This window comes from Qingrenia yutianensis (assembly GCF_014385105.1).
In the GTDB taxonomy this organism is placed as follows: Bacteria; Bacillota; Clostridia; order UMGS1810; family UMGS1810; genus Qingrenia; species Qingrenia yutianensis.
This window is the reverse complement of record NZ_JACRTE010000011.1, coordinates 36,772-60,484: the sequence shown is the minus strand read 5'-3', so window position 1 is coordinate 60,484 and position 23,713 is coordinate 36,772. Positions and strand designations below refer to the sequence as shown.

Annotated in this window: 27 protein-coding genes; 1 reads left to right on the top strand and 26 read right to left on the bottom strand. The window is 41.6% G+C overall.

The window, feature by feature from the left end; all coding sequences use genetic code 11:
* Positions 1-735 (top strand): hypothetical protein (locus H8706_RS08950; RefSeq protein ID WP_262432356.1); only part of this gene is annotated, 735 nt, incomplete at its 5' end.
* Positions 736-959: 224 nt separating this feature from the next.
* Here H8706_RS08950 and H8706_RS08945 read toward each other — a convergent pair.
* From H8706_RS08945 to H8706_RS08820, 26 genes are all read right to left on the bottom strand, one after another.
* On the bottom strand, positions 960-1,508 hold the full coding sequence (locus H8706_RS08945) for a hypothetical protein (RefSeq protein WP_262432355.1): 549 nt from the start codon (positions 1,506-1,508) through the stop codon (positions 960-962).
* On the bottom strand, positions 1,501-1,767 hold the full coding sequence (locus H8706_RS08940; protein WP_262432354.1) for a hypothetical protein: 267 nt from the start codon (positions 1,765-1,767) through the stop codon (positions 1,501-1,503). Before H8706_RS08940 ends, H8706_RS08945 begins: the two co-directional genes overlap by 8 nt.
* A gap of 136 nt (positions 1,768-1,903) precedes the next feature.
* Positions 1,904-2,323, bottom strand: a complete 420-nt coding sequence (locus tag H8706_RS08935; RefSeq protein WP_262432353.1) for a helix-turn-helix transcriptional regulator — start codon at positions 2,321-2,323, stop codon at positions 1,904-1,906.
* 95 nt (positions 2,324-2,418) lie between these two features.
* Positions 2,419-3,252 (bottom strand): conjugal transfer protein TrbL family protein, encoded by an 834-nt coding sequence (locus H8706_RS08930; protein WP_262432352.1) that lies wholly within the window; start codon positions 3,250-3,252, stop codon positions 2,419-2,421.
* A gap of 19 nt (positions 3,253-3,271) precedes the next feature.
* Positions 3,272-4,024: a hypothetical protein gene (locus tag H8706_RS08925; RefSeq protein ID WP_262432351.1), complete on the bottom strand. Its 753-nt coding sequence runs from the start codon at positions 4,022-4,024 to the stop codon at positions 3,272-3,274.
* 14 nt (positions 4,025-4,038) lie between these two features.
* Complete coding sequence (locus H8706_RS08920) at positions 4,039-4,470, bottom strand: hypothetical protein (protein WP_262432350.1); 432 nt, start codon at positions 4,468-4,470, stop codon at positions 4,039-4,041.
* A gap of 67 nt (positions 4,471-4,537) precedes the next feature.
* Positions 4,538-4,867 (bottom strand): DUF3852 domain-containing protein, encoded by a 330-nt coding sequence (locus H8706_RS08915; protein ID WP_262432349.1) that lies wholly within the window; start codon positions 4,865-4,867, stop codon positions 4,538-4,540.
* Positions 4,868-4,881: 14 nt separating this feature from the next.
* The gene (locus H8706_RS08910) at positions 4,882-6,654 is read right to left on the bottom strand and encodes a hypothetical protein (RefSeq protein WP_262432348.1); all 1,773 of its coding nucleotides are present in this window, start codon (positions 6,652-6,654) and stop codon (positions 4,882-4,884) included.
* Positions 6,655-6,677: 23 nt separating this feature from the next.
* Positions 6,678-7,199 (bottom strand): DUF6550 family protein, encoded by a 522-nt coding sequence (locus H8706_RS08905; RefSeq protein ID WP_262432347.1) that lies wholly within the window; start codon positions 7,197-7,199, stop codon positions 6,678-6,680.
* A gap of 128 nt (positions 7,200-7,327) precedes the next feature.
* Entirely contained in the window at positions 7,328-7,855 is a 528-nt protein-coding gene (locus H8706_RS08900) for a hypothetical protein (RefSeq protein WP_262432346.1), read from the bottom strand.
* Complete coding sequence (locus tag H8706_RS08895; RefSeq protein ID WP_262432360.1) at positions 7,852-8,244, bottom strand: DUF4320 family protein; 393 nt, start codon at positions 8,242-8,244, stop codon at positions 7,852-7,854. The genes H8706_RS08900 and H8706_RS08895 overlap by 4 nt, the downstream gene beginning before the upstream one ends.
* Positions 8,245-8,275: 31 nt before the next feature.
* Positions 8,276-9,304, bottom strand: coding sequence for a hypothetical protein (locus H8706_RS08890; protein WP_262432345.1), 1,029 nt, complete (start codon positions 9,302-9,304; stop codon positions 8,276-8,278).
* A 12-nt stretch (positions 9,305-9,316) separates the two neighbouring features.
* Positions 9,317-10,183: a secretion protein F gene (locus H8706_RS08885; protein WP_262432344.1), complete on the bottom strand. Its 867-nt coding sequence runs from the start codon at positions 10,181-10,183 to the stop codon at positions 9,317-9,319.
* Positions 10,180-10,329: a hypothetical protein gene (locus H8706_RS08880; protein ID WP_262432343.1), complete on the bottom strand. Its 150-nt coding sequence runs from the start codon at positions 10,327-10,329 to the stop codon at positions 10,180-10,182. The genes H8706_RS08885 and H8706_RS08880 overlap by 4 nt, the downstream gene beginning before the upstream one ends.
* 5 nt (positions 10,330-10,334) lie before the next feature.
* Entirely contained in the window at positions 10,335-11,252 is a 918-nt protein-coding gene (locus H8706_RS08875) for a type II secretion system F family protein (RefSeq protein WP_262432342.1), read from the bottom strand.
* A complete protein-coding gene (locus H8706_RS08870) occupies positions 11,246-12,610 on the bottom strand; it encodes a CpaF/VirB11 family protein (protein ID WP_262432341.1) in 1,365 nt (454 codons plus the stop codon). Before H8706_RS08870 ends, H8706_RS08875 begins: the two co-directional genes overlap by 7 nt.
* Positions 12,603-13,361, bottom strand: coding sequence for a ParA family protein (locus tag H8706_RS08865; RefSeq protein WP_262432340.1), 759 nt, complete (start codon positions 13,359-13,361; stop codon positions 12,603-12,605). The genes H8706_RS08870 and H8706_RS08865 overlap by 8 nt, the downstream gene beginning before the upstream one ends.
* Positions 13,348-14,136 (bottom strand): Flp pilus assembly protein CpaB, encoded by a 789-nt coding sequence (gene cpaB, locus H8706_RS08860; RefSeq protein WP_262432339.1) that lies wholly within the window; start codon positions 14,134-14,136, stop codon positions 13,348-13,350. Before cpaB ends, H8706_RS08865 begins: the two co-directional genes overlap by 14 nt.
* Positions 14,133-14,534, bottom strand: a complete 402-nt coding sequence (locus H8706_RS08855) for a prepilin peptidase (RefSeq protein WP_262432359.1) — start codon at positions 14,532-14,534, stop codon at positions 14,133-14,135. Before H8706_RS08855 ends, cpaB begins: the two co-directional genes overlap by 4 nt.
* A 69-nt stretch (positions 14,535-14,603) precedes the next feature.
* Positions 14,604-16,475, bottom strand: a complete 1,872-nt coding sequence (locus H8706_RS08850; RefSeq protein ID WP_262432338.1) for an AAA family ATPase — start codon at positions 16,473-16,475, stop codon at positions 14,604-14,606.
* Positions 16,476-16,630: 155 nt separating this feature from the next.
* Positions 16,631-18,172 carry a recombinase family protein gene (locus H8706_RS08845; RefSeq protein ID WP_262432337.1) on the bottom strand — a complete coding sequence of 514 codons (1,542 nt, stop codon included), beginning with the start codon at positions 18,170-18,172 and terminating at the stop codon, positions 16,631-16,633.
* Entirely contained in the window at positions 18,165-19,808 is a 1,644-nt protein-coding gene (locus H8706_RS08840; RefSeq protein ID WP_262432336.1) for a recombinase family protein, read from the bottom strand. Before H8706_RS08840 ends, H8706_RS08845 begins: the two co-directional genes overlap by 8 nt.
* Position 19,809: 1 nt before the next feature.
* A complete protein-coding gene (locus tag H8706_RS08835) occupies positions 19,810-21,417 on the bottom strand; it encodes a recombinase family protein (RefSeq protein WP_262432335.1) in 1,608 nt (535 codons plus the stop codon).
* Positions 21,418-21,538: 121 nt separating this feature from the next.
* Entirely contained in the window at positions 21,539-21,754 is a 216-nt protein-coding gene (locus H8706_RS08830; protein ID WP_262432334.1) for a DUF6870 family protein, read from the bottom strand.
* Between the two features lie 473 nt (positions 21,755-22,227).
* Positions 22,228-22,572 carry a DeoR family transcriptional regulator gene (locus H8706_RS08825; RefSeq protein ID WP_262432333.1) on the bottom strand — a complete coding sequence of 115 codons (345 nt, stop codon included), beginning with the start codon at positions 22,570-22,572 and terminating at the stop codon, positions 22,228-22,230.
* A 579-nt stretch (positions 22,573-23,151) separates the two neighbouring features.
* Positions 23,152-23,499, bottom strand: a complete 348-nt coding sequence (locus H8706_RS08820) for a helix-turn-helix domain-containing protein (protein ID WP_262432332.1) — start codon at positions 23,497-23,499, stop codon at positions 23,152-23,154.
* Positions 23,500-23,713: the final 214 nt, after the last annotated feature.

Here is a 23,713-nt window from a genome sequence, read left to right as displayed (position 1 = left end):
GACGAGGTTGTATATGTACAAGACAGCGAGTTTGAAATAATCCGAAACGGCGAGTATTCCGATATTTTGAAAGAATACAATAAGAAAAATTACGAGCGAAGCGATAAATATACAAACGGTATTCTCATAATCAACAAAAACGGTGACGGACTTATGGTTGACACTCAGGGGTATGACTATGCAAGATACAAGGCATATGCGCCGCAGGTCGGCGAATACATAAAAAAACAGCAGACTATGGAAATGAGGCAAAGGGCAAACATCGAACTAAACTTATATGTTCCGCTCAATGTGACAAGATGGGATTATGAGTGTGATGCGGAGGAGAGCGTGGACGAAAACGATTATGTTGCCGAAATCAGAGAAGCTGTTCAGCGTGAAAACAGGTTTGAAACGGAACGGGGCTTGGCAGAATATCTTGATGCAGGAAAGGTTAAGGAAAAAGTATATAAGATTACCCCGGCAGTGGAAATGTATAACGGGAAACTGCTTGGAGTTGCAAAATGTCTGCTCACAGAAAACTTGGATGCGGAGGAACTTGACAATCTTAAAGAATACTGCGTCGGACAATTTTCGGACGGCTGGGGTGAGGGCTTTGAACAGCGCGAAATATCAACCTCGGACGGGAATATATATGTTCATTTCTGGGAGTATTCAAATACATATTACATCAAAACCGAGGAAGAAATGTCAGAGCCGTCATTATCGCAGGGAATGCAGGGAATGAGTGTGTGAATACGGCTATAAGGGGTGATAATTATGGCGAGAAAAGAACCGGAGATTGATTTAAAAGAATGCTTGGAGGAACGCTTTGAAAGATGGGACAGGCTTAAAACCGAGGGTGGCTCCGATCCGTTTTGGGCTGACGGTTCAAACATGAACATGGTAAGGGCGCAAATCAAATATTATAAAGGTAAGATCGAGAAGAAATTTTCGGACGGCAACTACCCCGAAATATATTACCGGGAAACACCGCCCAAAACGGATACCAAATATATGGCGAGCAGTCTCTTTATATCTTCCGTTTCCGCTCGTCTTATTGCAAAGCCCTGTTCCTTGAGTGTTTTCTCTATTCTGTTCAGATACGGAATAAGCTCCTTTTCATTCTGATTGATAAGCCGTACCACAATAGAAAACTCTCTTGCCGTTGCCGTTTGAATCTGAATACTGTCGAGATGCTCCATATCCTTTTCAAGAAGCTGTCTTACAATATAGTTTTTTTCCTCATTTATTCTCTTTTTGAGATTTCGCTTGTTGCCATCGAAATTTTCACGGCTGTTGTATGCACACATCTCAATCTCAGCCATTCCTTTCAGAACATTCATAAGCGCATACACTCTCGCTTTAATGCTCTCCTCCGACAGCACCGATATATTTGACGGCTTTATCAGAAAAAACACAAGCTCGCCGTGTTCATATGTAACGATTGAAAAATCGCTTATCTCCTTTACCCCTATAAGCTGCCTTGTTGATGCCCTCTGCTTTTCCTCTTTTCTTTTTTTACTCATCTGTGTACCTCCATTCATAATACTGCTGAACTCCGACACAGTATTTCCATGCATTCACGATAAACTGCTTTATTGAAGTGTCGTCAAGCCTTATTGACAACACCGCATATCCTGCCGTAACAGCAAGCGGTATCATAATTCCCGTCTGCGTGAGAGCTAATATGGAAATTAGCGTTCCTACCGCAATAATCCCCAAATCTTTCAGTTCCCACAGCCACATTACGGCCTTTGATTTTAAGTTATCCGGGTATATATACATTACCTATCACTCCTTACGATTATTTTTGGGCAACAAAAAAGGAGACTGCTTTTTTTTGCAATCTCCAAATTAAATTATTCAGTTGTAATTTACATACTCATTGTCAGTTCTTCATTCTGCGGCACTTTCCATTTTATTACCTCAAATATTTATTTCTTAAATATTCCGCATGGTCGTGTGTTATGGCACCATCATTTATCTCTGCGATATTGATACTGCCGTAAAGCTCACCCCACAAGCAATCCATAAGAGTTGAACCTTCCTTTAAGCCCCTTTTGTACTCGTCAAGGTCGTGCTGAAGGTATTGCGGCAGCGCACACTCGTATGTCTTTTCAAGATTTTTTTCAACCTCTTTTTGCAAAACAGCCTCTTTTACCAGCGATTCCATCGATACGCCAAGCGCTTTTGATATCCTGTACAGCGTTTCTCCCGAACACTTTTCAATGCTTGTTTTTCCGCTGCAAAGTTCGCTGAGTGTTGCATTTGGAACTCCACTCAATTTTGCAAGGCGATACTTCGTCATATTCTTCTCTTTCAATATTTCGTTTATGTTCATCTTACATCACCACAAATATATTATATATATTTATTATATCGCTATACCGAAATATTGTCAAGTGGTTACGACAATTTTTGTATGATTTAACACAGTTATTTTGATACAGCCTTCATTACTGCTTGTGTTGTGCGTACCGCCGCCTGCGTTGCATAATATGTACTCATAATATTAACTTTTGATGATGTGTCAAGTCCGAATCTGTCGGCTATCCTCGGCACCTCATTTGCCGCAAGCATTATTCCGAGTCCCAAAAGCATATGATCGCCGAATGTCAGAAGTCCGGCAAACAAAAGCGAATTTTGCAGAAATGCCGTCACGCATATTGCTATCACCTGTTTGCACCAATCTACAAAGCCGTCATAATGCCCTCTTGTCAGTCCAAATATATACAGGCTTCCAACCGCAATGTTTGTCATTATAATGCCGCCTCGCTTGATATTTGCGAAAAACACCTTTGTTACCGCATAACCCAAAGCAATTATGGTAAATAAATTAAACGGATTAATTTCGGATTGGAATGGCAAAAGCTGCGCTGACGATAACTCCGACAAATCGGAAAGCGAACCGCTGTATAGCCCCGACATTGCTTGTCCGAGACTATTTTGAACCTCTATTGACAGCTTATATAACTCTATCGGCACGACAGTAAATAAGTTTACTGCCATAAAACCTTTGATTGCTCCCAATGCAGCGTCCTTTATATTTCCTTGACCGTTCTGCCAGGCGATTGCCGTATCAAACACCGCAACCACCAATGCCACAACATACATCGACCAGCCGAACAGCCTGAAAAATTCTATTACCGCCTGTATCCACGGCAATTCGAATATTTCTGCGCCCATACCGCTTATATATGTGAAAAATGTCTGAATAAACCCCATTACTTTGCCGTAAATCCAGTCTAAAAACCAATCGAAAACAAACAAGTTTCATCACCTCCTCGGTCTACATCCAACCTATTGTTTGACTTCCGCCGCAACAGTTGCATTCCATATCGCTTGTGCCGTTTTCAATATCCGGATTTACTTCGTGCCGGCTATGCCCGTTTTCCTCACAGAACATTTCCCGCCGATACCTCTGATAACGCTCTTCATTTAACATTTCTCGAATTTGTCTGTCCGGCGGAACTTCTTCTCCTCGTGCTATATAATTGTTAATTTCAGTATTGAAATCCGTTTCAAATTCAGCGGAGTTAAGATACTCCTTGACCATTGCTTTTATCTTTTGATGCCGTTTGGTATTGTCCTCTTTGATACACTGTGTCTTAAATCTTCCGATTACCATCTGTTTGATTTCCTCATCGGATTTATTCTCCTGTGTCCGGTTATATATCCCTCTTATCTCTGCAAAATCGTTTTTATATGCTTCTGTTTTGAGATATTTCTCTGCCGTTCGGTCAAGATTTTGCGCATATTCCTTTTCTCCGCCGTTTATCAGACAGTTTTCCGCACCGACCAATTCTTCCTGTTTTGGTTTCAGTGCTTTCAGCAGTTCGTCTCTGTATTCCGTGTCTACGGCTTTATCAATATACATTCCGTATGTGGTTAATACCGTTATACCGTTAACATCAGTAATGGTTGTATCTCCGTATTCGGCACTCATACATATAAAGTCAGCAGCCTCATCTGTATTATGCAAACGCCTGTTACCTATCATCGAACGTCCTATAAGCAACGGATATTTTTCTTTATCATTCAATATTACTCACCCCTTTACATACTCATACCGTTCATTTCTATGTGCATATCTTCGTCCTGAAAGACCTCCGCATAGTCTGTAATCTGATCTGCAAGTTTAGCATAATCAGCGGTGTTGGGAGTATATGCATACCATTCGAGCCTGCCGTTATAAATCCACATATGCGGCGAAACACCGTTTGTAAAATTTCCGTTCCTGACCGGTTTCATTCCCCATATTTCCTTTAACCTTATTGTATTGGTTTCAAGCTCTCCTTCACCCTTATGCAGAACTCTGATTTTCATAGCATCAAATCTTTCGTGCGTTTTTGTAGATATGAATTCAGCTTTTAGCTTTATATCTTTGTCTATACTTGCATAAAATGCTCTGCCGACATACTTTTTGTTTTCAAGATTCGGTACCTTATCAAAGACTTTCCGAAGCTCATTTTCAAATGTTGTGTTCATTTATCCTACCTCTCATTCCGTATATAAGTTACCGACTGTGCATCGCTGCACAGCCGGCTCTTTTTTCTTACATTCCGAGTATGCTCCAAAGATATGTCGGAGCGGTTAAAACAAACACCAGACACGCAAACAGGATTGCAGGCGCAGTCCATTCAAACTGACCGCTTTTTCGGTAATCAAAATATGCACTGCCGAGTTTCACAAAGAAAAACACCGCCAGAATCAAATCCAGCACGGGAAACACAACATTGTTTACCACTGTCTTTATCTGTCCCCTTGCCGTTGTCCATGTACTTTCAACCGCCGACGCAACATCGCCTGCCGCATATACCGAAACCGCTGTTACTGCAAGAATTGTTAAAGCCATAATTACAACCGCTAATCTTTTAATTTTCATAATATAAATCCTCCTCATTTTTTAGGCGCTATATGCCAATCTTCAAACAGATTTCCGACAATTTCAAGCGACGCCGTCTTATTTACCCTTAACATTCCGGCAGGAGTCCACGCATCATACACAAAAGTGTATGTTTTATATGTCCCGTCCGGAAACCACACCGGTGTAAAATGCGACCTGCTTTTGTATGTGGAATATCTGTTTTCTTTGAATTTGAATGTTGATTTGTAAGCAAGCACATTTCTGTCAGGCACTCTGAAATATGTGCCATAATCAAATTCCGGGAAAAACATTTGTGTCGTCTGTGCCTCTGTATATGCTCTTTTCGGAGCATTTGTTTCAATGCTGCATTCAAGCGAGGTATTGAAACCATACCCCGATTTCATCTTGTTTCCGACCGATGTCGGAACCTTTGAATCGGGAGTTATACTTTGCACAGCGTTCAGTTTTGCCGAATATCTGTTAAATGTGAAATCGTACCAACCGTTGTCTACCCATTGACCGTTATCCACCCAACGGGTACCTGTCCATTCCCAATTTGAAATCCATTCCCAATGAGTATGCCACGATGCCGACCAAACACCCCAAGAAAGAATTTGTGTTTCGGTTTGTGCCGGCACTTCCGGCATTTGAAATAAATCGTTTCTGTCATTGGCTTTCGGATCGGGCGGCTCATTATCCTCGATCTTTTCAATTAACGCCCTTGTGCTTCTCGTTCTGCCTCCAACCGTTACACGAATCGGCACCTCTCCGGGTTCTGCCGGCGTGTGCCATTTCACCCATATGAGCTGCGACTCACCTTCGGGTATTACAATGTTTTCGACCAGATAATTATTTCCGTTTATCACGAACCGCGCAGTCAGCGGATTGTCCGGGTTATATTCCTTATCTGCCGTTACCTTGATTGAAGTGATAACATCCGTATCCGTTCTGTACGCATACTGCGGACCGGCAGGATTTCCGTCTCCGCCATACAGCCACCCAAAACCAAACCACCAGCCGTCATCTGTCGGCGTTTCTATGGATTCATCGGGGATAGGCTCATCTGTAAATCTGACAACACCAAGACCGAGAAAGTTTATAATTGTATCATTTGACACCGCTTTCGTTGTTGAGCCTGTCCACGCCGGATACCCCAAATCTGCTCGCTCCAAAAACATTGCCAACGGTAAATTTTTATGAGTCAGGCTGACCATTTTCGCACGAAGTCCGCCGCTTAACATCTGGTCATACAAAGCCGCCTGATGTGCGCTCATAGCGAAATAGTTTCCCTTAAACAAAAAATATGCCACAGGCTCAATCAATATCTTGTATTGACCGTTTATGAGTGTGGCATATTCTATTCCGCATACATTTGCAACGAGCTTTACCGCATATTCGCTGCAAAAATACCGTTTAATTGCCTCTATGCTTGTCGCACCGCTTCCCGATGAGATAATCTTCGGCATTGATATTGTCGGCCTTACAACCGTGTAATCGGCCGCTTCAAGCACGAGGGAAACATCTCCGTTTCTGTACTTCAGCTTACTGTATATTCCAAAGGTGTATACATTGCTTCTTAAATTGATATTTGTCATATCAAATGACTGCGACACCTGCGCACCGTCAGACTTTCTGACAACAGTTACCCTGACGCCCTCCTCGCCGGGTATCCACTTATCCGTTGATGTTCCCGAACCCATTCCGCCTCCGCCGTTATCCACATTGCCATCGCCTACCGCATAAACACTGACTGTTATGCTAAACAGCATTATTGCCGTCAATATAAACACAATAATCCGTTTCATATGTTTCCTCCTTCTTTTTTGCCTCAATCCATAGATCCGACCATTTTATTGATGTCGCCGTCAGATACTCCGGTCTGTGTTTTTGTTTCTCCCGCTTTATCAACATATCCGAATCCGTCTACATATACCTTCCCTTTTTCGGAGGTCTGTTTTTTATTTGTTTCGGAATTTGTTTCAACCTTTTTCTCAACGACCGTCTGCTCCTTTTTATATTCCGGCGGCTTTTCAGGATTGGTATAGCTATCCTCGGATTTCGGCTTTTCGGGAGGTGTTGTCGGTTTTATTTCGGGAGGTTCGTTCTTCTGTACCTCGGCAATCACCGTTTCCCCTGTTTCTTCGTCCGTGATTTCCCTATATTCCGGAATATCCTCCCGTTCCGTGTTGATGTCTACAGTCACATTTGAGTTTAATTTTTCAGTCTCGTTTTCCGTTATAATTTCCGGTGGCTTATTGGGAATCGTGTTTTTATAAACAACCACACCGGATATAACCGACAGCAGTATTACCGCTGTTCCTATCAAGACAATTCTTGTTTTCTTTTTCATTCAAATCACCCTTTCTGATTTCACCACAAACATACCACACAAGTTTTCAAAAGTCTACGAAGATATTATCTGTGTGCAATTTTTCGGCACAAGCAACATATATCACTCTCGGCATTTGACGCACAGTTCTAAAACTTTGGGGCATACGATGCCTTCACGCGCATTGTCGGTGCAAGTGTCGCAATTATTCTTCCGCCGTATCTGACAGGAATTTTCACGTCAAGGTACACGGTTGCATTCAAGTTCTTTGCAGCAATCCCCGGTGCATAATCGGTATTCTCAAATTCCAGCCGCATATTTGATATACTGTACTCAACCGTACCGTCACCGCGCCGTTTAATATGCTCATCTCCGTTTTCTGTCAAAGCGAGAAGCGAATCAAGGCGCGTATAGATATTTCCCGTATCTATACTTTCGGTAAACGCTGTATCCTGATATACATATCCGCCGCTATAGCCTTCCCGAAGCTGACTGTATGTTTCATCATAGTTTGCCACCACCGTTGACACTGCCGCCGACTCGACCGCATTTCTTATACCTGTGGTTATGATCAGCATCTGCATATACTCAAAAATCACACACATTACAAAGATTATGGCAAGACACACAGAAACGGCAAGAACAGTTGCGTTGCCTTTGTTATTAAACCTTTTCATTTGTGATACACCTCACTCTTTCCGATTGCCTTTGAGGCAAGTGTTATCGGAAATGACGCAAATGCTCCGAATCCGATATCATACTCCAATGTTGCCGTCACGGTAAATTCCTCATTCAGCTGAATTGCACCTGATTTTGACCATTCCACATTCGGAGAAATTCCGAGCCGCTCTTTTAGCGTAAGTTCACGGCTTGAGGTTTCACTTCCGACTTTTCCGCATATCTCGGCTTCACGGCATAATTCCTGCGTAAAACTGTCAAGCTGCGATTTTGCTATATATACCGGAAACACGCTTGTTGCCAGTGCGATTACCAAAATCGCAGATAGCACGATAACCGCAACGTCTATGTATCCGCTGCCTCTTTTATCTTTCAGCCTTTTCCGCATAAATTCATACCGCGTCACAGCCTTTCACCTCCTACATCATACTCATTCCGCTTGGATTATTCTGTTCTAAAAATTCATCTGCCGATATGGGATTCTCTTCATAAGGTGTATCAAAATACCCATACTTGGCAAGCTTTGCAACCTTTTCGATGTTTCCACCGTTATCAAGATATTTTGCAGCCTCAACAAGTTCATTTTCAAGCAATTGATGCTCCCATGACATATAATATAATTCCTGTAAGGTTTGCTCACTGTTATTATCAGCTATTTCCTTCATTGCATCTATAAACTTTTCGTAAGGGTTATTTATTTCTGCAGCGGCATCGCTTTCACTGTCCAAATTCCTGTAAAAATCAATCCACTGCATCGTTGTATTAAAGTCATGCTTCGGAACAATGCTAATTAAATCGGTAATCGCATCGTGCCTGTAAACCGATTCCCTGATTACATTTTCAGAATCAAGTTCATACGGCATTGTCAATACATCCGACCATTGCACAAATCTTGCCGCTGCCGCAATTTTATCGCCGCAGTTATTGTCCCAGACCGGCATTTCCTTAATCAGTTTCAGCGGATTTTCAAACTGCATAAGAATTTTAATATCCGCTTCGCTTGCTTTGCCAATATGGTTTTTCATATAATCGCAGAGCATATATAAATCGTTATATACATTTTTGCCCCACATCGGATTTGCCATTTCGTTATAATTTTCCTCGATTCTCTGCATAAATCTCGCCTTTATTTCGCTGTAATCAGCATCAAATATTTCTTTTTCACCAATGTTCCATATTGTCGGATTGACCAAATCATAAATGGGTGGTTTGTTCTCCTGAAAAATCTCACATATTGTTTTTATCGGTGTGTTCATTTTTAGAAAATGTTCAAGGTTTGTGTTTTCATTTATCGGCTTGTCCCTCATAAGATATTCGTATATATTTCTGTAATCGGCAATGTATTCAGAATTTTCAACCACCTTCTCCGAAGTCCAATCACGGATTTCTTCCATAAATGTATCGTATTCCTCTGTCAGTTTTTTATAAAACAATTCTTCTCTGTTCATCATCGTTACCTCCTAAAACATAACGCCTATCGACTGAATGATCTGATAGGCTATGACTATCAGATATGTTGCCAGAAAGCACATCAGCATAATTATCGAGAACACACGGATTTTTCCGGGTATTTTCTGCGCCTTTGCTTTCAGCTTTCGAAGTTCCATCTGTTTGAAGTCGTGCGAAAGCATCTGAAAATACATCTTTCCGTTATCGCCACGGATTACGGATATGAGTCCTCGCACAACTTCGGAAAGCTGCGGAGAATTAACTCTCGCCTCCATTCTCATCAGCGCCACCTCGTATCCGCCCGAACGCATATCCGCGCAGGTAATTCCAAGCTCATCAGCAAATGCCGGAGCAGTATTCTTTTTGAACCCTTCCAGAATTGAAAGCACATCACGGCTTGACGCAAGCTCCTGCTCCACCGTTGAAACAAATCTTAAAAGCTCTGTTTCAATTTCTTCTCTGCGTGATTCCATATGCTTTTCCGCCTTTTGTATTTCCTTAAAGTACACAAGCACCGCAAGCACAACCACAGCCGCCGAAATAAGCGGAAATATTAAAAGGCACGGCAGTATCAAAAGCCCGACTGCCAATGCCTTTATGATTGCGTGCGCCTGATAGCATTCCGGAGTCATACTTATTCCGGCGGCTTTCAGCGTTGCCGCAAGTCTGTTTTTTCTGTACATATCCATAGGTATAAATCTCGACAGCTTAATGCTCAAATCCATTATCACTGCCTCGATTACCGTTGTAAGTCTGCGGTCTTTCCTGCCCATATTCATTATCGCTTTTGACGCTTTAAGATACGGTATTTTCAGTATATCCGCTATGATAAAATAAAGACCGAAGGCAATTCCGGCCATAAGAATTATCACTCTCATTTGTCATCGCCTCCGGTCATTTCTTTGAACATTGAGCATTTTTCTCCGTTATGACAGTGCAGATACAGACACATCGGCTCTTTGGGATCGAGCTTATACGCATCAGCTCCGACCTGACATTTCGGACATAACTTTGTATTTTGCATACCAATCACCTCCTGAACTCTATCGGTCTTGTCAGCTTTACCACAAATGCCGATGATATAAAGATTGCGGATATATCCAATGCCAGCACCATTTTCCCGACTGCCGTATGCATTAAGACATTGTACCAGTCCTTATTCAGGAAATACATAATAGGGATATTGGCTGCCACCAGAATTGCCATTATGATAAATTCTTTGCGAGGCTCTGCGAGCAGCAGTTCAAGCTCCGAATTTACCACACGGATATCCGAGAGCTTTGCGACAATAGGACTCAATGTTGTTTTCAGTCCTCTATCCTGCTGACACAGTAAAAGTGCGTCGCACCATTCGTGGAACACATCATTGTCAATCTTTTCTTTGAGGCTCAATATTGCTTTATCGGTGTCCGAGTCGATCAGTTTTAACTGAACAAGAAAATCCGTAAAAACATCTTTTATCGGTGCATTGAGATATGATATGTTTTCCTCAACAGCGGTTACAATATCCTCGTTTCGGATATATGCCGTGGTTATAATCGACAGAGCCGTTTCAAGCTCCTCCGAAACGTCTTTTTTGTAGTGGCTTGCCGTGAGCTTTATATACCACACGGGTATGAACATCATTCCGATTGCAAGCGGAGGTATCATATACGCATTATCAAACAGCGCCGCCAAGACCGCCCCCGCTATTGCGAATACTCCGCAGATAATAAAAACAACGGGGATTTTATCTTCTCGCCCCGTCATTTTAAGAATATCGGTTATTTCCTCGATTTCACGCCGTATAAAGTTTTTCTTTTTCTTATTGGTTGCCTCGTCTATCTGCTCCTTTATCGACTTCGGCCTGTAAACCACCGCTTTGAACAAGTCCGGCAATCGTATTCCGGCTAACCGCAAAGCTCCGACAACCATTGCGATAAACGCAAAAAGTCTTAATGTCAGCATACTGCCGCCTCCCTTCTGCATATTTTTTCAAGTTCGCTTTTAGGCAGACCGTTTTCAACCAGGCGTTTTTTCAGCCCCTCTGATATTTCACCGATGAACTCATGCTCGCCTTTTATGATAAGTCTGCCGGTTTCGTCATAATAATTTTCCCTGATATTGTATCTGTATATGGTTCTGTAAACTCTTTCTCCGTCCGTTTTGATTTCGCATTCCATTATCTCCATAATTTTTCTTTCGCCGTTTTCAAGCTGTTTCGCATACACGATTATGGGAAATGCCTCTGTTACGAGATCATAAAGCGTCTTATCGGCTGCGTCGAACATTCTTTTACACAGCGTTACCATTCTTAGGTAGGTTGCCTCACACGAGTTTGAGTGAATTGTTGTCAGCACCGGGACGCCCGTTCTGCTTGCCTCCTGTGCAACATATGCCTCCGCATCTCTTATCTCGCCGACAAATATAAGGTTCGGATTAAAACGCAGAGCAATATCAAGCAGTTTTACCTGCGATATGTTCTGTGCCTCATTCTCCGAAGGTCTTGTCTGCGTATGAACAATACTGTTGACCACCTTGCCGTTTTCCGTCTTTACGAGCGACACCTCACGGCTGCCGCTTTCTATGGTAAACACTCTTTTGTCATCGGGATATGTGGAGAGCATCCACCCTGCTACGGTTGTTTTTCCGCTGCCTGTCGCCCCGGCAACGCACACGCTGACGCCGTAGCGTATGAGCTGTGAAAGAAAATCAAGCATAGATTCCGTTGCCGTTTTGTAATCTATTAAATCCTGTTTGGAAAAGTTCATAGGATTTACAATTCTGATAGAGGCGCTCACACCTGCGTCATCGTCCACAAGCGGAGATTTCAGCACGGCTATTCGTATATTTTTCGTAAGACTTCCCAGAACTGCCGGAGCCGCATTGTCAAGCACCATACCGGACGCATGGAGCATTCGCCTCACCACATTCACTGCGTGCTGCGGCGATTCAAAATGCTCGTCAAGTTTTTCTTTTCTTCCGCCCGAATAATACACCTCGATATCGTTCCAAGCATTTATATTTATCTCCTCAATTCCCTTGCCGAATATGTATTTTGTAAGGAATGAATACTCAGCCATTTCCGTATACAGTTTATCTGCAAGCCCGTTTTCATCCATACCGTCAACTTTCAGCCTGTTATCGGACAGATACTTTTGTATCTGAAACATTATCTGCGTCTTTACCTCGTCCTTGTCCTTTTCCAAGAGCAGCGACGCATAATTCTGCGATATATATTTCTGAACCGATTCAAGCACGCTCGGAAAATCGCTGACCTTTGTCGGTTCAAAAAACAAATCGTGTGAAGTATTCTGGTTAATCAAGCTCAAACACCTCCTCGGCTATCTGTTCAATCATTACCCGAAATTCCTTTGACTCTCTCTTTACCGGTGTATCTTTCAAAAGCTCGCCTTCAAGATACTGTCTTTCCACCAAATCGCTGTGCGGAACTGTGAAGGTTACTCCGCCAATAATCTGCTCGATATTTTCCCGTGAGTGAATGCTTTTCACATTGTTTGCGGCTTTAAGCTGTTTATCGCTTTTGAACCTGCTGTCTGCAAGCAACGGCAACTGTGATGAAAGATATGATATTGATTTCAAATCACAGTTTATGAGCCGCAGCACACAGTCCGCCTCGATAAGCGACACGGTCGAGAGTATATCGTCAGACAAATGACAGGAGCAGTCTATCACAACGAAATCCGCAATATCACGAAGTGTGTCTATCAGTTCCTTTGCCTGCACCTGTGTATATTTCGGGTAGGAAAAAGAGTTCTCGCCCTTCATAAGACCGAATGCCACAATATGCTTGTTTTTCTTAAAGGTTATTGCGTTCTGCATAACGAGATTTTCCGTTATCCTTGCCGCCGCCAATATACTGCCGAGAGATTTCTCTGTTTCGATATCTGACGGCGATGCAAGCAACGGCAGCGGCGGTGCATCGGTATCGCAGAGCAAAAGTGCGACATCAAAGCCTTTATCCGCAATATATCCCGCAATTTTTGCGGCTATTGTTGTCTTGCCGCAGGACGGCGATCCCCACACGGCAAGCACTCTGTTATCACTGTGTTTCATCTCCTGCCGCCTCGCTTTCTTCCGGCTGTGATGCGTTTTCTGCGCTGTCGGATTTTAGGCTGTCATTTAGTTCTTTCTGCGTTTTTAAGAATTTCTCCGCTGTTTTTCTGTCTCCCCGATATACAAGCGACATATGTATTGTCCCTGTCTTTTCAAGGTCGGCAAGCATTTTCGACTGTTCCTCCGACACCAAAAGTGTTACCGTACTCGGAAGCTCGGATTCATCGCCTGCATCCTCGCTCACATCACTGCCCGATTTTGCGGTTGCGGCAATTACCTCAACATACTGCAATTCAAGCGGCACCTCGGTAATTCCAGTCTTTTTGTAATCGGGTGCGATTATTGAAACAATATCGCCCGATTTCAGTTTTCCCGAAAGTCCGTTTGCAAAGGTTTTCAGCGTTACCGATATTGCACGGTTACTGCCGTCAAGCCCTGCAAGGTATGTGTTTTCAACATACGGCGTATCGGCAATTTTACTTTCAAGAACATAATCGCCCTTTGTCATATCCATTGTCGCATACTTCCCGACTGCCGACTTTATGCTGCCGATAATGTTTTCCGGCTGATTTGTGCCTGACATCTTAATTTCGGATACCATATCCTTTGTAATTTCATCTCCGCTTTTTATTTCCTGTGTGGCCCTCACCACATTTACCGTCTTATTGCCCGTATTGCTTAAAAGCGGAGAAACAACAAAGCAAATGACAAACGAAACGGCAATACAGGTTATGCCGAGTACGGTTCTGTTTTTGAATACTTCAAGAATTTTCAAGCTAATACCTCCATTAAAATTGTAATAATATATCCTGCCGTAAGCGTCGGAACAAACGGAAAGAGCTTTCCTTTCTTTCCGTTTGCAATTTCACATACGGCTCCTGCCGTGATAAACACAATGCACCCGAATATAACGGTCATTAAAGATTTTGCAAGTCCCAATGAAAAGCCGAGAGCGAAAGCGAGTTTCAAGTCGCCTCCGCCCATACTTTTCCCGTCTTTTTGGGCAAAATAAAAAGGCACCGATATAACACTTCCGAGCATATTCGATGCCCGAAAATCTATCAGCGCCGTAAGTATTATCAGTATGATGTATATGTTCGGAACTTCCCTTTTCCTAAAGTCCGTTACCGATGCAAGAATTAAAATACACAGTATGAGAAGCAGTTTTAACACATTCAATCGCAACTCCTCTTTTCCCACAGAAAAAGCCGGGCAGTGTAAAACGCCCGGCAATTCCGTTTTTTATATCAGATCCATTCCGTTTTGTATGTCGTTGTCCATAGCCTGTTCAAGACTGAAATCCACAATATCGTTTTTCAAATATTCTTCAACATTTCGGTATGCAATTCCGTTTTCCGTTTCAAAGCTCTCGCCTCTGTAAAGCACAGCTTTGCTCACAATTTGCCCGAACCTGCGCTCCGTCTGCTCACACTTGTCAGCGTCTGCAAGATGCCTGTACTGGTTTGCGTCGGATTTATCACTGTGTTTGATCTCATAAATTCCGCATACATTTTTCTCACGGTCATAGATCACCATATCGAACTCTCCTGCCGCAAATTTCAGCTTAAACACCTTATACCTTTTCGGATTCAATTTTTTTGCGGTTTCCATAAGGACGATATCTTCAAGCATTCTGCCCTTTACTTCATCAAGAATACGGTTTGTGACAAGCTCTTTCATCTGCTCACTCTGAGCGCTGAATAAACTGTCTTTCATCAGCGAATGAACAAGCGCCTGTGCCTGACAGTATCTCATTCCCGGCTGTGTAAACACTATGTTATCATAAGGTGCCGCCCCCGGAATTGTTGTTTCGACCGAGGTATAATAGATTAAGTCAAGCGCTTTCAGATATTCTTTGATTTCCTCTATATGCGTTTTGGTTATACCGATTTTCCTATCCTCACTGTTGCGGATTTCAAGTATATCCATAAGCCTTTGAGTTACCGCTTCAACATCAACATCATCAAGTATATCCGTCCTCTTTTCGGGATTTGCCTCGCCGCGCAGATTTTTTGCCGCAAGCTTCAAATCATTTGACTTAAAATCTCTTGTCAGAACTTCGAGTATAAATCTGTGGTTCATATCCTCGATTATTCTGTTGATAGCGCTTGTCAGCTCACCTGCTTCATATAATGTGTACAGATGCCGAAACTGTCCGCCGTCTTCACAGTGTACAAGCGAGTGCTGTATGTTCTTGCTGATCGCCGTATCGATGTATCTCCTTGTCGATTCATCACTGCGGAATGCCGATTCCTCCGAGAGCAAATCCTCATCGTCAAAATCAATTTCGCCTGCACGGAGCGTTCCCCCGTATCGGATATATTCATCTATATCGTCCTTTTTAAGAAGTCTTGAATATTCACGAAACGGTATAAAGGTTGTATGGATACTGTATGCTCTGTCATAAAGCTCCTGATTTTTTGCAAGCCAGAATCCCAGCGAGTCGGTACCCGACAGTATGATTTTCATACCCATGACCGCATACACATCCGATAAAAGTGAGGACGAGTCTATGAAGTCGCTCATCAGCGTTATTTCATCTATGAACACATTTCTTATCCCACTGTCATAGAGCAATTGCAAATCTTTATTCAGCCCCGCCATTGTATCATCGGCTTCGATTTTTATATATACGGTTTTTGAGAAATCCTCTGCCGTCATATCCTGTATCGTCTGAAACAGCATTGTTGTTTTACCAGTTCTTCTCAAACCGTATATGACGCATATTCTCGGTTCATTCGGCAATTCCAGAAATTTTTTAATACTTTTGAAGCAGTCACGCCGTTCATATCGCCTGACCGATTCCGTCATCCGCATAAGACTTTCGCCTGCCGACACCTTTGTGTGAAATTCCGTTAAAGGCACATTTTTCATCTTCGGCACCTCCTTTTCAAGAGCCTTCAGCTCTTTCTGCAATTTTCTCCGCAGTTCTATCTGCTCTTGCAGTGTTTCAAGCTCTCCGTCTTTAATATATTTGCTTTTTATCTTACCAAACTCTGTCCACTGATGATAATACCGTGTTTTTCCGTTTATATTTTTCTTTGATATATACCCGACAGGCAGTTCACCGATTTTGGTTTTAAGTTCATTGATTCTGTATGCAATGTTATCCATTCTGCCGCCTCCCTTATCTGTATCCTATTATATCACAGTATAACCTATATGTCAATAGGTTATACTGTGTTTAAGGTTATTGGGAGACTTTTTTTATCGACAGATTGTTACATACCATGCGTCACCCGTATGTCAAGCTAAAACTAAAAATTTTATCAGCCTATTTCAGCCGCATTTTCGGTGCAAAAGTCCTTAATTTTCCACTCGATTTCAAGTCTGTTATCGGGATATACGCAAACCTTTTCGATAAGCATATCGGCAAGTGCCTGTGTTAAGGCGGTTTCTTTTTTTACCGCTTTTGCCGTGCGGATAATTTTTGCCCTGTTTTCAGTTTCAAGCTGTGAGCGTTCCTCCGATTTGCGGAATTTATCGTATTGAATACGGTAATTCTCGGTTTTTGTGTCATATTCCTGTTTTAAGCATTTATACTCATCAAGTGTAATTTCCTCTGTTAAAAGCTGCTCATACAAGAGTTGTTTTTTCTTTTGGCAAGCCGTTATCTGCTTTTCAATATCCGCAAGCTGCTCTGTTTTTATCTGTGCGGTATCAACCTTTGAAACATCATCAATATTCAATATGCTTTCGGCTTGTTTGGAGATTATATCAAAAATTGCTTGGTTTAATGCACCTTCCGTAATCTCCGATTTATAGCAAGGCTCCGTTTCGTCGTTCCTTGTGTAGCTGCACCGATATATCGGTATTTTTTTCGGCACATAATCCATTGCGTGCTTGCAGCAGCCGCACTCAACCTTTCCACGAAGCGGATAGCTTCGCTGTTTTTTATTCGGCTGCTTAAATGTTCGTCGTACCGCATTTGCTTTTTCAAACAGTTCATCCGAAACAATCGCATCGTGGTGGTGCGGTATCTTTATCCACTCGCTTTCATCACGCTTGACCATTTTTGTGCTGCCCACATCCTGTACCTTTTGTTTGAGCATCACAAACATACCCATATACTGTTCATTGACAATAATTCGGTTGATGGTGGAAATGCTCCAATATTTGCAGTTCGGGAAACGAGAGCCGTAGTTTCCTTTAATGCCCTTGTACTGTGCAGGAGTAGGAATATTTTTATCAAACAACAGCTTTGATATATATGCGGCAGACTTGCCATCGGCGGTAAGCTCGAATATCATTTTAACCGTTTCGGCGGCTTTCTCATCTATAATCTGCTCGCCGTTATCTCCGGCTTTATAGCCGTATGTATAATTTCCCGATTTATATTCGCCACGCCGCATTTTTGTATATTTGGCACTCTTTGTTTTAACAGATAAATCACGGCTGTAATACTCGTTTACGAGATATTTCACCGCAACGGCAATGCCGCCCGTATCGCCCCTGTGTTCGTTGCTGTCATAATTGTCGCTGACCGATATAAACCGCACACCGAACAGAGGAAATATTTGTTGTGTAAAATACCCAACCTCTATACTGTTCCTACCGAAACGAGAGAAGTCCTTTACCAAAATGCAGTTCACCTTATAAGCTTTAACATCATTCAAAAGCTGCTGAACGGCGGGGCGTTCAAGATTAGTGCCGGAATAGCCGTTGTCAACATATTCGATAATTTCAACATTATCACCGAGAGCTTCCGCATATTTACGGAGCAAAAGCCTTTGGGATTCAATGCTCATACTCTCAACACGCTTATCTTCAACAGACAAACGCAGATATATGGCTATAATGTATCTATCCATTTGCTATCGCCTCGCTTTCAAATTCGTTATCAAAGCTATATGTTATTTCAACTTTTTTGCCTTTGTAAATATCTATTCTTGAAATCAGCTTGTCTATAAGCTCTTTTGTAAGCGTGTTGTTTTCAACAATATCCGAAACGGCGTTCGACAGGTCACAATATCGGCTATAGCTTTTTTCAAGCTCTGTGCGGCGGTTCTCAACCTCGGTTATCTTTTTCATCATATCTGAGATTTTATCACCGTAGCTTTTACGCATTTCTTGATATTCCTCTTGCGTTATAATGCCGTTTACAAGGTTTTCATATAAGCTGTTCAGAAAATTCCGGTTTTTTGATATGTAAGCTCTTAAATTCTTTAATTCCGCCTGTTGAGCTTCTATTTCTTTCTTATCATTCAGCGAATAGAATATCAGATTTTTTCTGTCGGCAAGTACAGACGCTTGCGATTTTATTGCGGTTATAACCACATTGAGCAAATCCTTTTCAAGAATACTGCCGTTATCGCATCCGTCACGCTTATATCTTGTATTTGTAAGACAGCTTATATTATATGCAAAACCTGTTTTTACTCTTGAAAATCTTGAACGATGTAACGCTCTGCCGCACTCGCCGCAGAAAATTTTTCCTTTCCATATATTTTCGGTGTATGGTATTACGGTTAGCTTGCTGTGCTTATTTTTTAACTGCTCCATACGCTCCTGTGCTTTATCAAACATATCCTGTGAAATAATAGCCTCGTGCGTGTTCGGAACAACTATCCATTCATCTTTGTCAACGGCGGTCTGCTTTTTAGCCAAGCTGTCGCTTCTGCCTTGAACGAGCTTGCCTGTATATATTTCGTGTGTTAAGATTTGCCGAACGGTCATAGTTTGCCATAATCCGCTGCCGATACTCTTTCTTGAGGTTATATATCCCTTTTGATAGCCGTATGCACCCGGTGTTGGGATTTGCCTTTCGTTAAGCTGCAAGCATATCTCGTTTATTGACATACCGCCGTTAAAAAGCTCAAATATCAGCTTGACAACGGGTGCGGTTTCGGGATTTACGATTAGCTTATGACAGTCATTCGGATCTTTCAGATAACCGTATTTCGGTCTTGCACTCACATACTGACCGTCACGCATCGCCTGCTGTGCCTGTGTTTTGATTTTCTTTCCAATATCTAAAGCATAGGCTTCATTTATGATATTTTTAATATACAACAGCATTTTATCACCGTTTGAGGGTGCGTCCGTATCAAAGTTGTCGTTCACGGCGATAAACCGTACTTTCTTTTCGGGAAAGTAACTGTCTATGTAAAAGCCTGTGTCAATACTGTTTCTTCCAAGCCTTGATAAGTCCTTCGCTATAACGCACTCTATTTTACCGTTTTCAATATCTTCAATCATTCGTTGAAATTCCGGTCGCTGAAAGTTCGTGCCTGTCGCCCCGTTGTCAATATACACTCCGGCTAACCGCATATTGCCGTTTCGGGTGATAAAATCATCAAGTATCATCTTTTGATTTTCGATGGAATTACCTTTGTTATGACTATCCTCAACAGATAATCTTATATATTGTGCTGTTCTTATGTATATAGGCATATTTTCCGGCTTTGTCTGTGCAGCAGTGATATTTTTTCTGCTTTTTCTTGCCATATCAAACCACCTCCCGATACTCGCTTAATGCAGCTAATGTCTGTGCGTATTCGTCTTTGAAATTAAATGCTATCTGTATGTGCGTTTTATCATAAATATGGATGCACTCTATAAGGCGGATAACGATGTTGCGGTCAATTTTATCAATATTTTCAAAGGCTTTGAAGCGTTCTATCCATTGCAGCTTTTTCGAGGTGTTGTTTCTGCACTCGTCAAGCTCGGTTTCAAGCTGTTTTAATGCGTCCTCCAACCGTTTCTTGTCTTTGGAGTAGGAGTTGTTAAGCGTTTTGTAATCCTCTTTATTCAGAATACCGGAAATGTAGTTTTCATAAAGGGTTGATTTGTATTCACTTGTTTTGTCAAGCTGTTTTTGTACCTCGCCGATTTGCACCGATATTTTATTGCACATATCCTTGTTTATTGCATTGTTGTTGATGCCGCCTATTAAAGCGTTCAGCGAAGCAACATTTCTTATGTGTCCCTTAATGCTGTCCGTAACACAGTTTACAAGGTCGGTTTCTTTTATCATATTACCGCCTGTGCAGCCGTTTTTCTTTCCGGTGGGGCAATAATAGTAGAAGTATTTTTCGCCGTTATGTGTAACGGTTTTGCGTGTCATACGATTTCCGCAGCAGCCGCAGATTAAAATTCCCGAAAACAAATGCAGTTCATTCTTTTTCGGTGATGTTCTTGTGTCGATACGCATAATTTTCTGCACAAGCTCAAAATCTTGTCTGCCGATTATCGCTTCGTGTGCGTTTTCGGTTACAAACATCTCATCGGCGTTGCGTTTTACATACTCCTTAACCTTGTAATTCGGCTTGCCGCATTTGCCTTGTATCAGCTTGCCCGTATAGATTTCGTCTTTGAGAATACGAATTACGGTTGTTGCCGACCATTTTGAATTTTCCTTATCGCAGTAGCCGCCTGTGGGGAGTGAGATGTTGTTGTCCTTTTTATATTCCCTCGGCGATAGAACCGCAAGTCGGTTCAGCTCATTTGCGATTCTCTCCGCACTGTAACCGTCTGTCCGCATTTTGAATATATCCTTTACCACCTGTGCGGCATATTCATCAATTACAAGCTGATTTTTATTATCATCAGCTTTTTTGTAACCGTAAACGGGAACGGCTCCGACATAATCGCCGTTTTTCCTTTTGATATTGAGTGCCGTGCGTACCTTTACGGAAATATCACGGCAGTATTCATCATTCATTACACCCTTAAACGATACGGAAATATCTCCCGTAACGGCTTCCTTTGCGGTGTCTATATTATCGTTTATGGCGATAAATCGAACACCGAGAGCAGGGAAAACTCTGCGGAGATATGTAAAGGTTTCGTTGTACTCTCTGCCGAGCCTTGATAAGTCCTTTACGATTATACAGTTGATTTTTCCGCTTTTGATGTCCTCAAGCATTGCCTTAAATGCGGGCCGATCAAAAACGATTCCCGAATAACCATCGTCTACCTGTTCATTAACGATTTTGATGTCGGGGTTTCTTTTGACAAATTCGTCAATGTATTTTCTTTGGTTTGCTATGCTGTCGCTTTCGTTTGCTCTGTCGCTTGTGTAGGATAAGCGAAGATATTTTGTAGCGTTATACATAAATTTTTACCTCCTTGAAATTTACGGCTTGTCCGCAAAATCAAAGAGCATTGAATTTACCTTGTATTCAATTCTTTTTCCGTAATATATTTTATCACGGAACGGCGAACACCGCAAAAAATTATACGATAATGCTTTGCAGACAATCCTCGATGGATAAGCCTTTGTCACTGTATTTTGCCGTAACGACAAAATTTCCGCACTTAAAACAATACGGGTTTTTAATCTGCCGTATGTATTCCTTGATACGCTCCGGCTTCGGTAAATCCTTGTTAACGGATATATCGTTTATATCCACAAGAGTGTCAGGGTTGGTTAAATCTTTAATATCTGTCATAATGCGACCTCCTTAAAAAATCTTTAATATCACAAATTAAAGCACTCATAAAATGCGTTAATTTCTGATATTAAAGTTAAGCCGTACCCGTCCCGAAAGACGGGTACAACTTATTTTCTTTGTTTTGAAGCAATTTCAGACGGTGTTTTGCAAGAACACTCCATAGGAATTTCACCTCTCCGTCGTCCGACCGAGCTGCCCCCATTGCCTGCGACGCTTTTAACGCTCGGACTGTGGCTGGGCAGAAGTATCATTGTCCCGATAAAGAGTCATCGCCCGCAAAGCTGCCGCTTGCATTATGACGCTAATATTTCTCGCTCTTATAGCTTTTCATCAATAAAGAAGGATGAAGTAGAAGCAAAGCTATCGTCTTGGCGTATCCGCCACTTGGCTCGTCCGTACCGGAATGTATCCGTTTGCCTGTTATGCTGCACCGCCGTTATCTTGCGTGCTTTCTTTGTAAAATGAAAGGGTTATGTACTCTGTTTAGACATCGCGTACTTGTTAATTATTGTCGCAATCAGATGCTGCTCGTTTTCACAAACGGTAGGCATAAGCCTTAACAAAAGACTTTCCTCGTCTATGGACAAAGGTAAATAAAGCTCTTTTCGATACCCGCTCATTAAAAACGCTCCGCCATCTATTCCTGTTTTGGTACATATAGGTGCATATCGGCTCAAAAACAGTATATCCCTGCGAATTGTCCTGTCTGAAACAGAATAATGAAATGCCAAGTCTTTCATAGAGCATTTATTCTTTCGCATAAGGATAAAAAGAATTTCAAGTCTTCTTTCAAAAGAAGTTAATTGCCTATCCAAGCCGACTGCACCTCCTTTCGCTAACTATTCTAAATGATATTGCGGACAGTTCTTTTCCTAAATCAAAAAATAATTTCATAATTTCACCCTTTTGTGTAAATTTTGTTGAATTTGCACAAAAGAGAGAGGCGGAGCACGGCTATGTTTACTAATAAATTTCAAACAAAAACAGCCAAACTTGCCCGTTCTAAAAATACGGGTAAATTTGGCTGTACGGTATGAGTGTGTTTTTGCTCCACCATCTGAGTCCGAATTATTATTCTTTCTGCTGCTTGCCTTGTGTTGATGAGAGCGATTTCTTCTAATATATACAAATATAATTGGTGTTGGACAACGACACATTATATATCACTCCTAACCGCACGGCAACTCACTTTATAAAAGCGGATACCATATATGCGTGCAAGATTGCCACGCCAAATGTATTTAGTTATATTGAATTTATTTCATTGTTGCAAAAAGTCAAAAAAGACCATAGAATTACTGTAAATTCTACGGTCTTAATATTGGTTTTTGCTTGTTATTTACTTTTTTATATCTTTTTTTCATAATCAACACCTGCGTATATGTCAGCACAGATTATAGTTTTAGCAAGGCTTTCTTTTTGATCTCGAATACATTATTTTGTTCCAAATGCCATAATAGCCGTTCCTGATCCTCTCTCGATAGTTTTGATAAATGATATGTAATTTGAGAAATGTAATCCGGCTCGACATATGATGAAGCATCCAATAACAGTTTATCAACCGAAGTTCCTAATGCATCAGCTATATTAACCAATGTATCAATTTTTATATTGATTTTTCCTCTTTCAATTTTTGAAAGATGTTTCTCCGATATGTTAGATAATTCGGCTAATTTTTCTTGGGTAAAACCTCGCTGTTCTCTATAATTACGAATGTTATCACCCAATTTTTCGTAATCCATATTTGTAGTATCACTCCTAACATAATTATACTAGTGCTTTGCTGTTTTTTTAACTGCTCCAATGCTTAATTTAGTAATCACGCAGGATAATACTACCCACATAAATAAAAATAGAGCTACACACATTTATATGGTGTAGCCCTAATAAATTTTTGATTATTATGGAATGTATGGATTTGGATTAAATAAAAGTATAATCAAATCTATCAATATT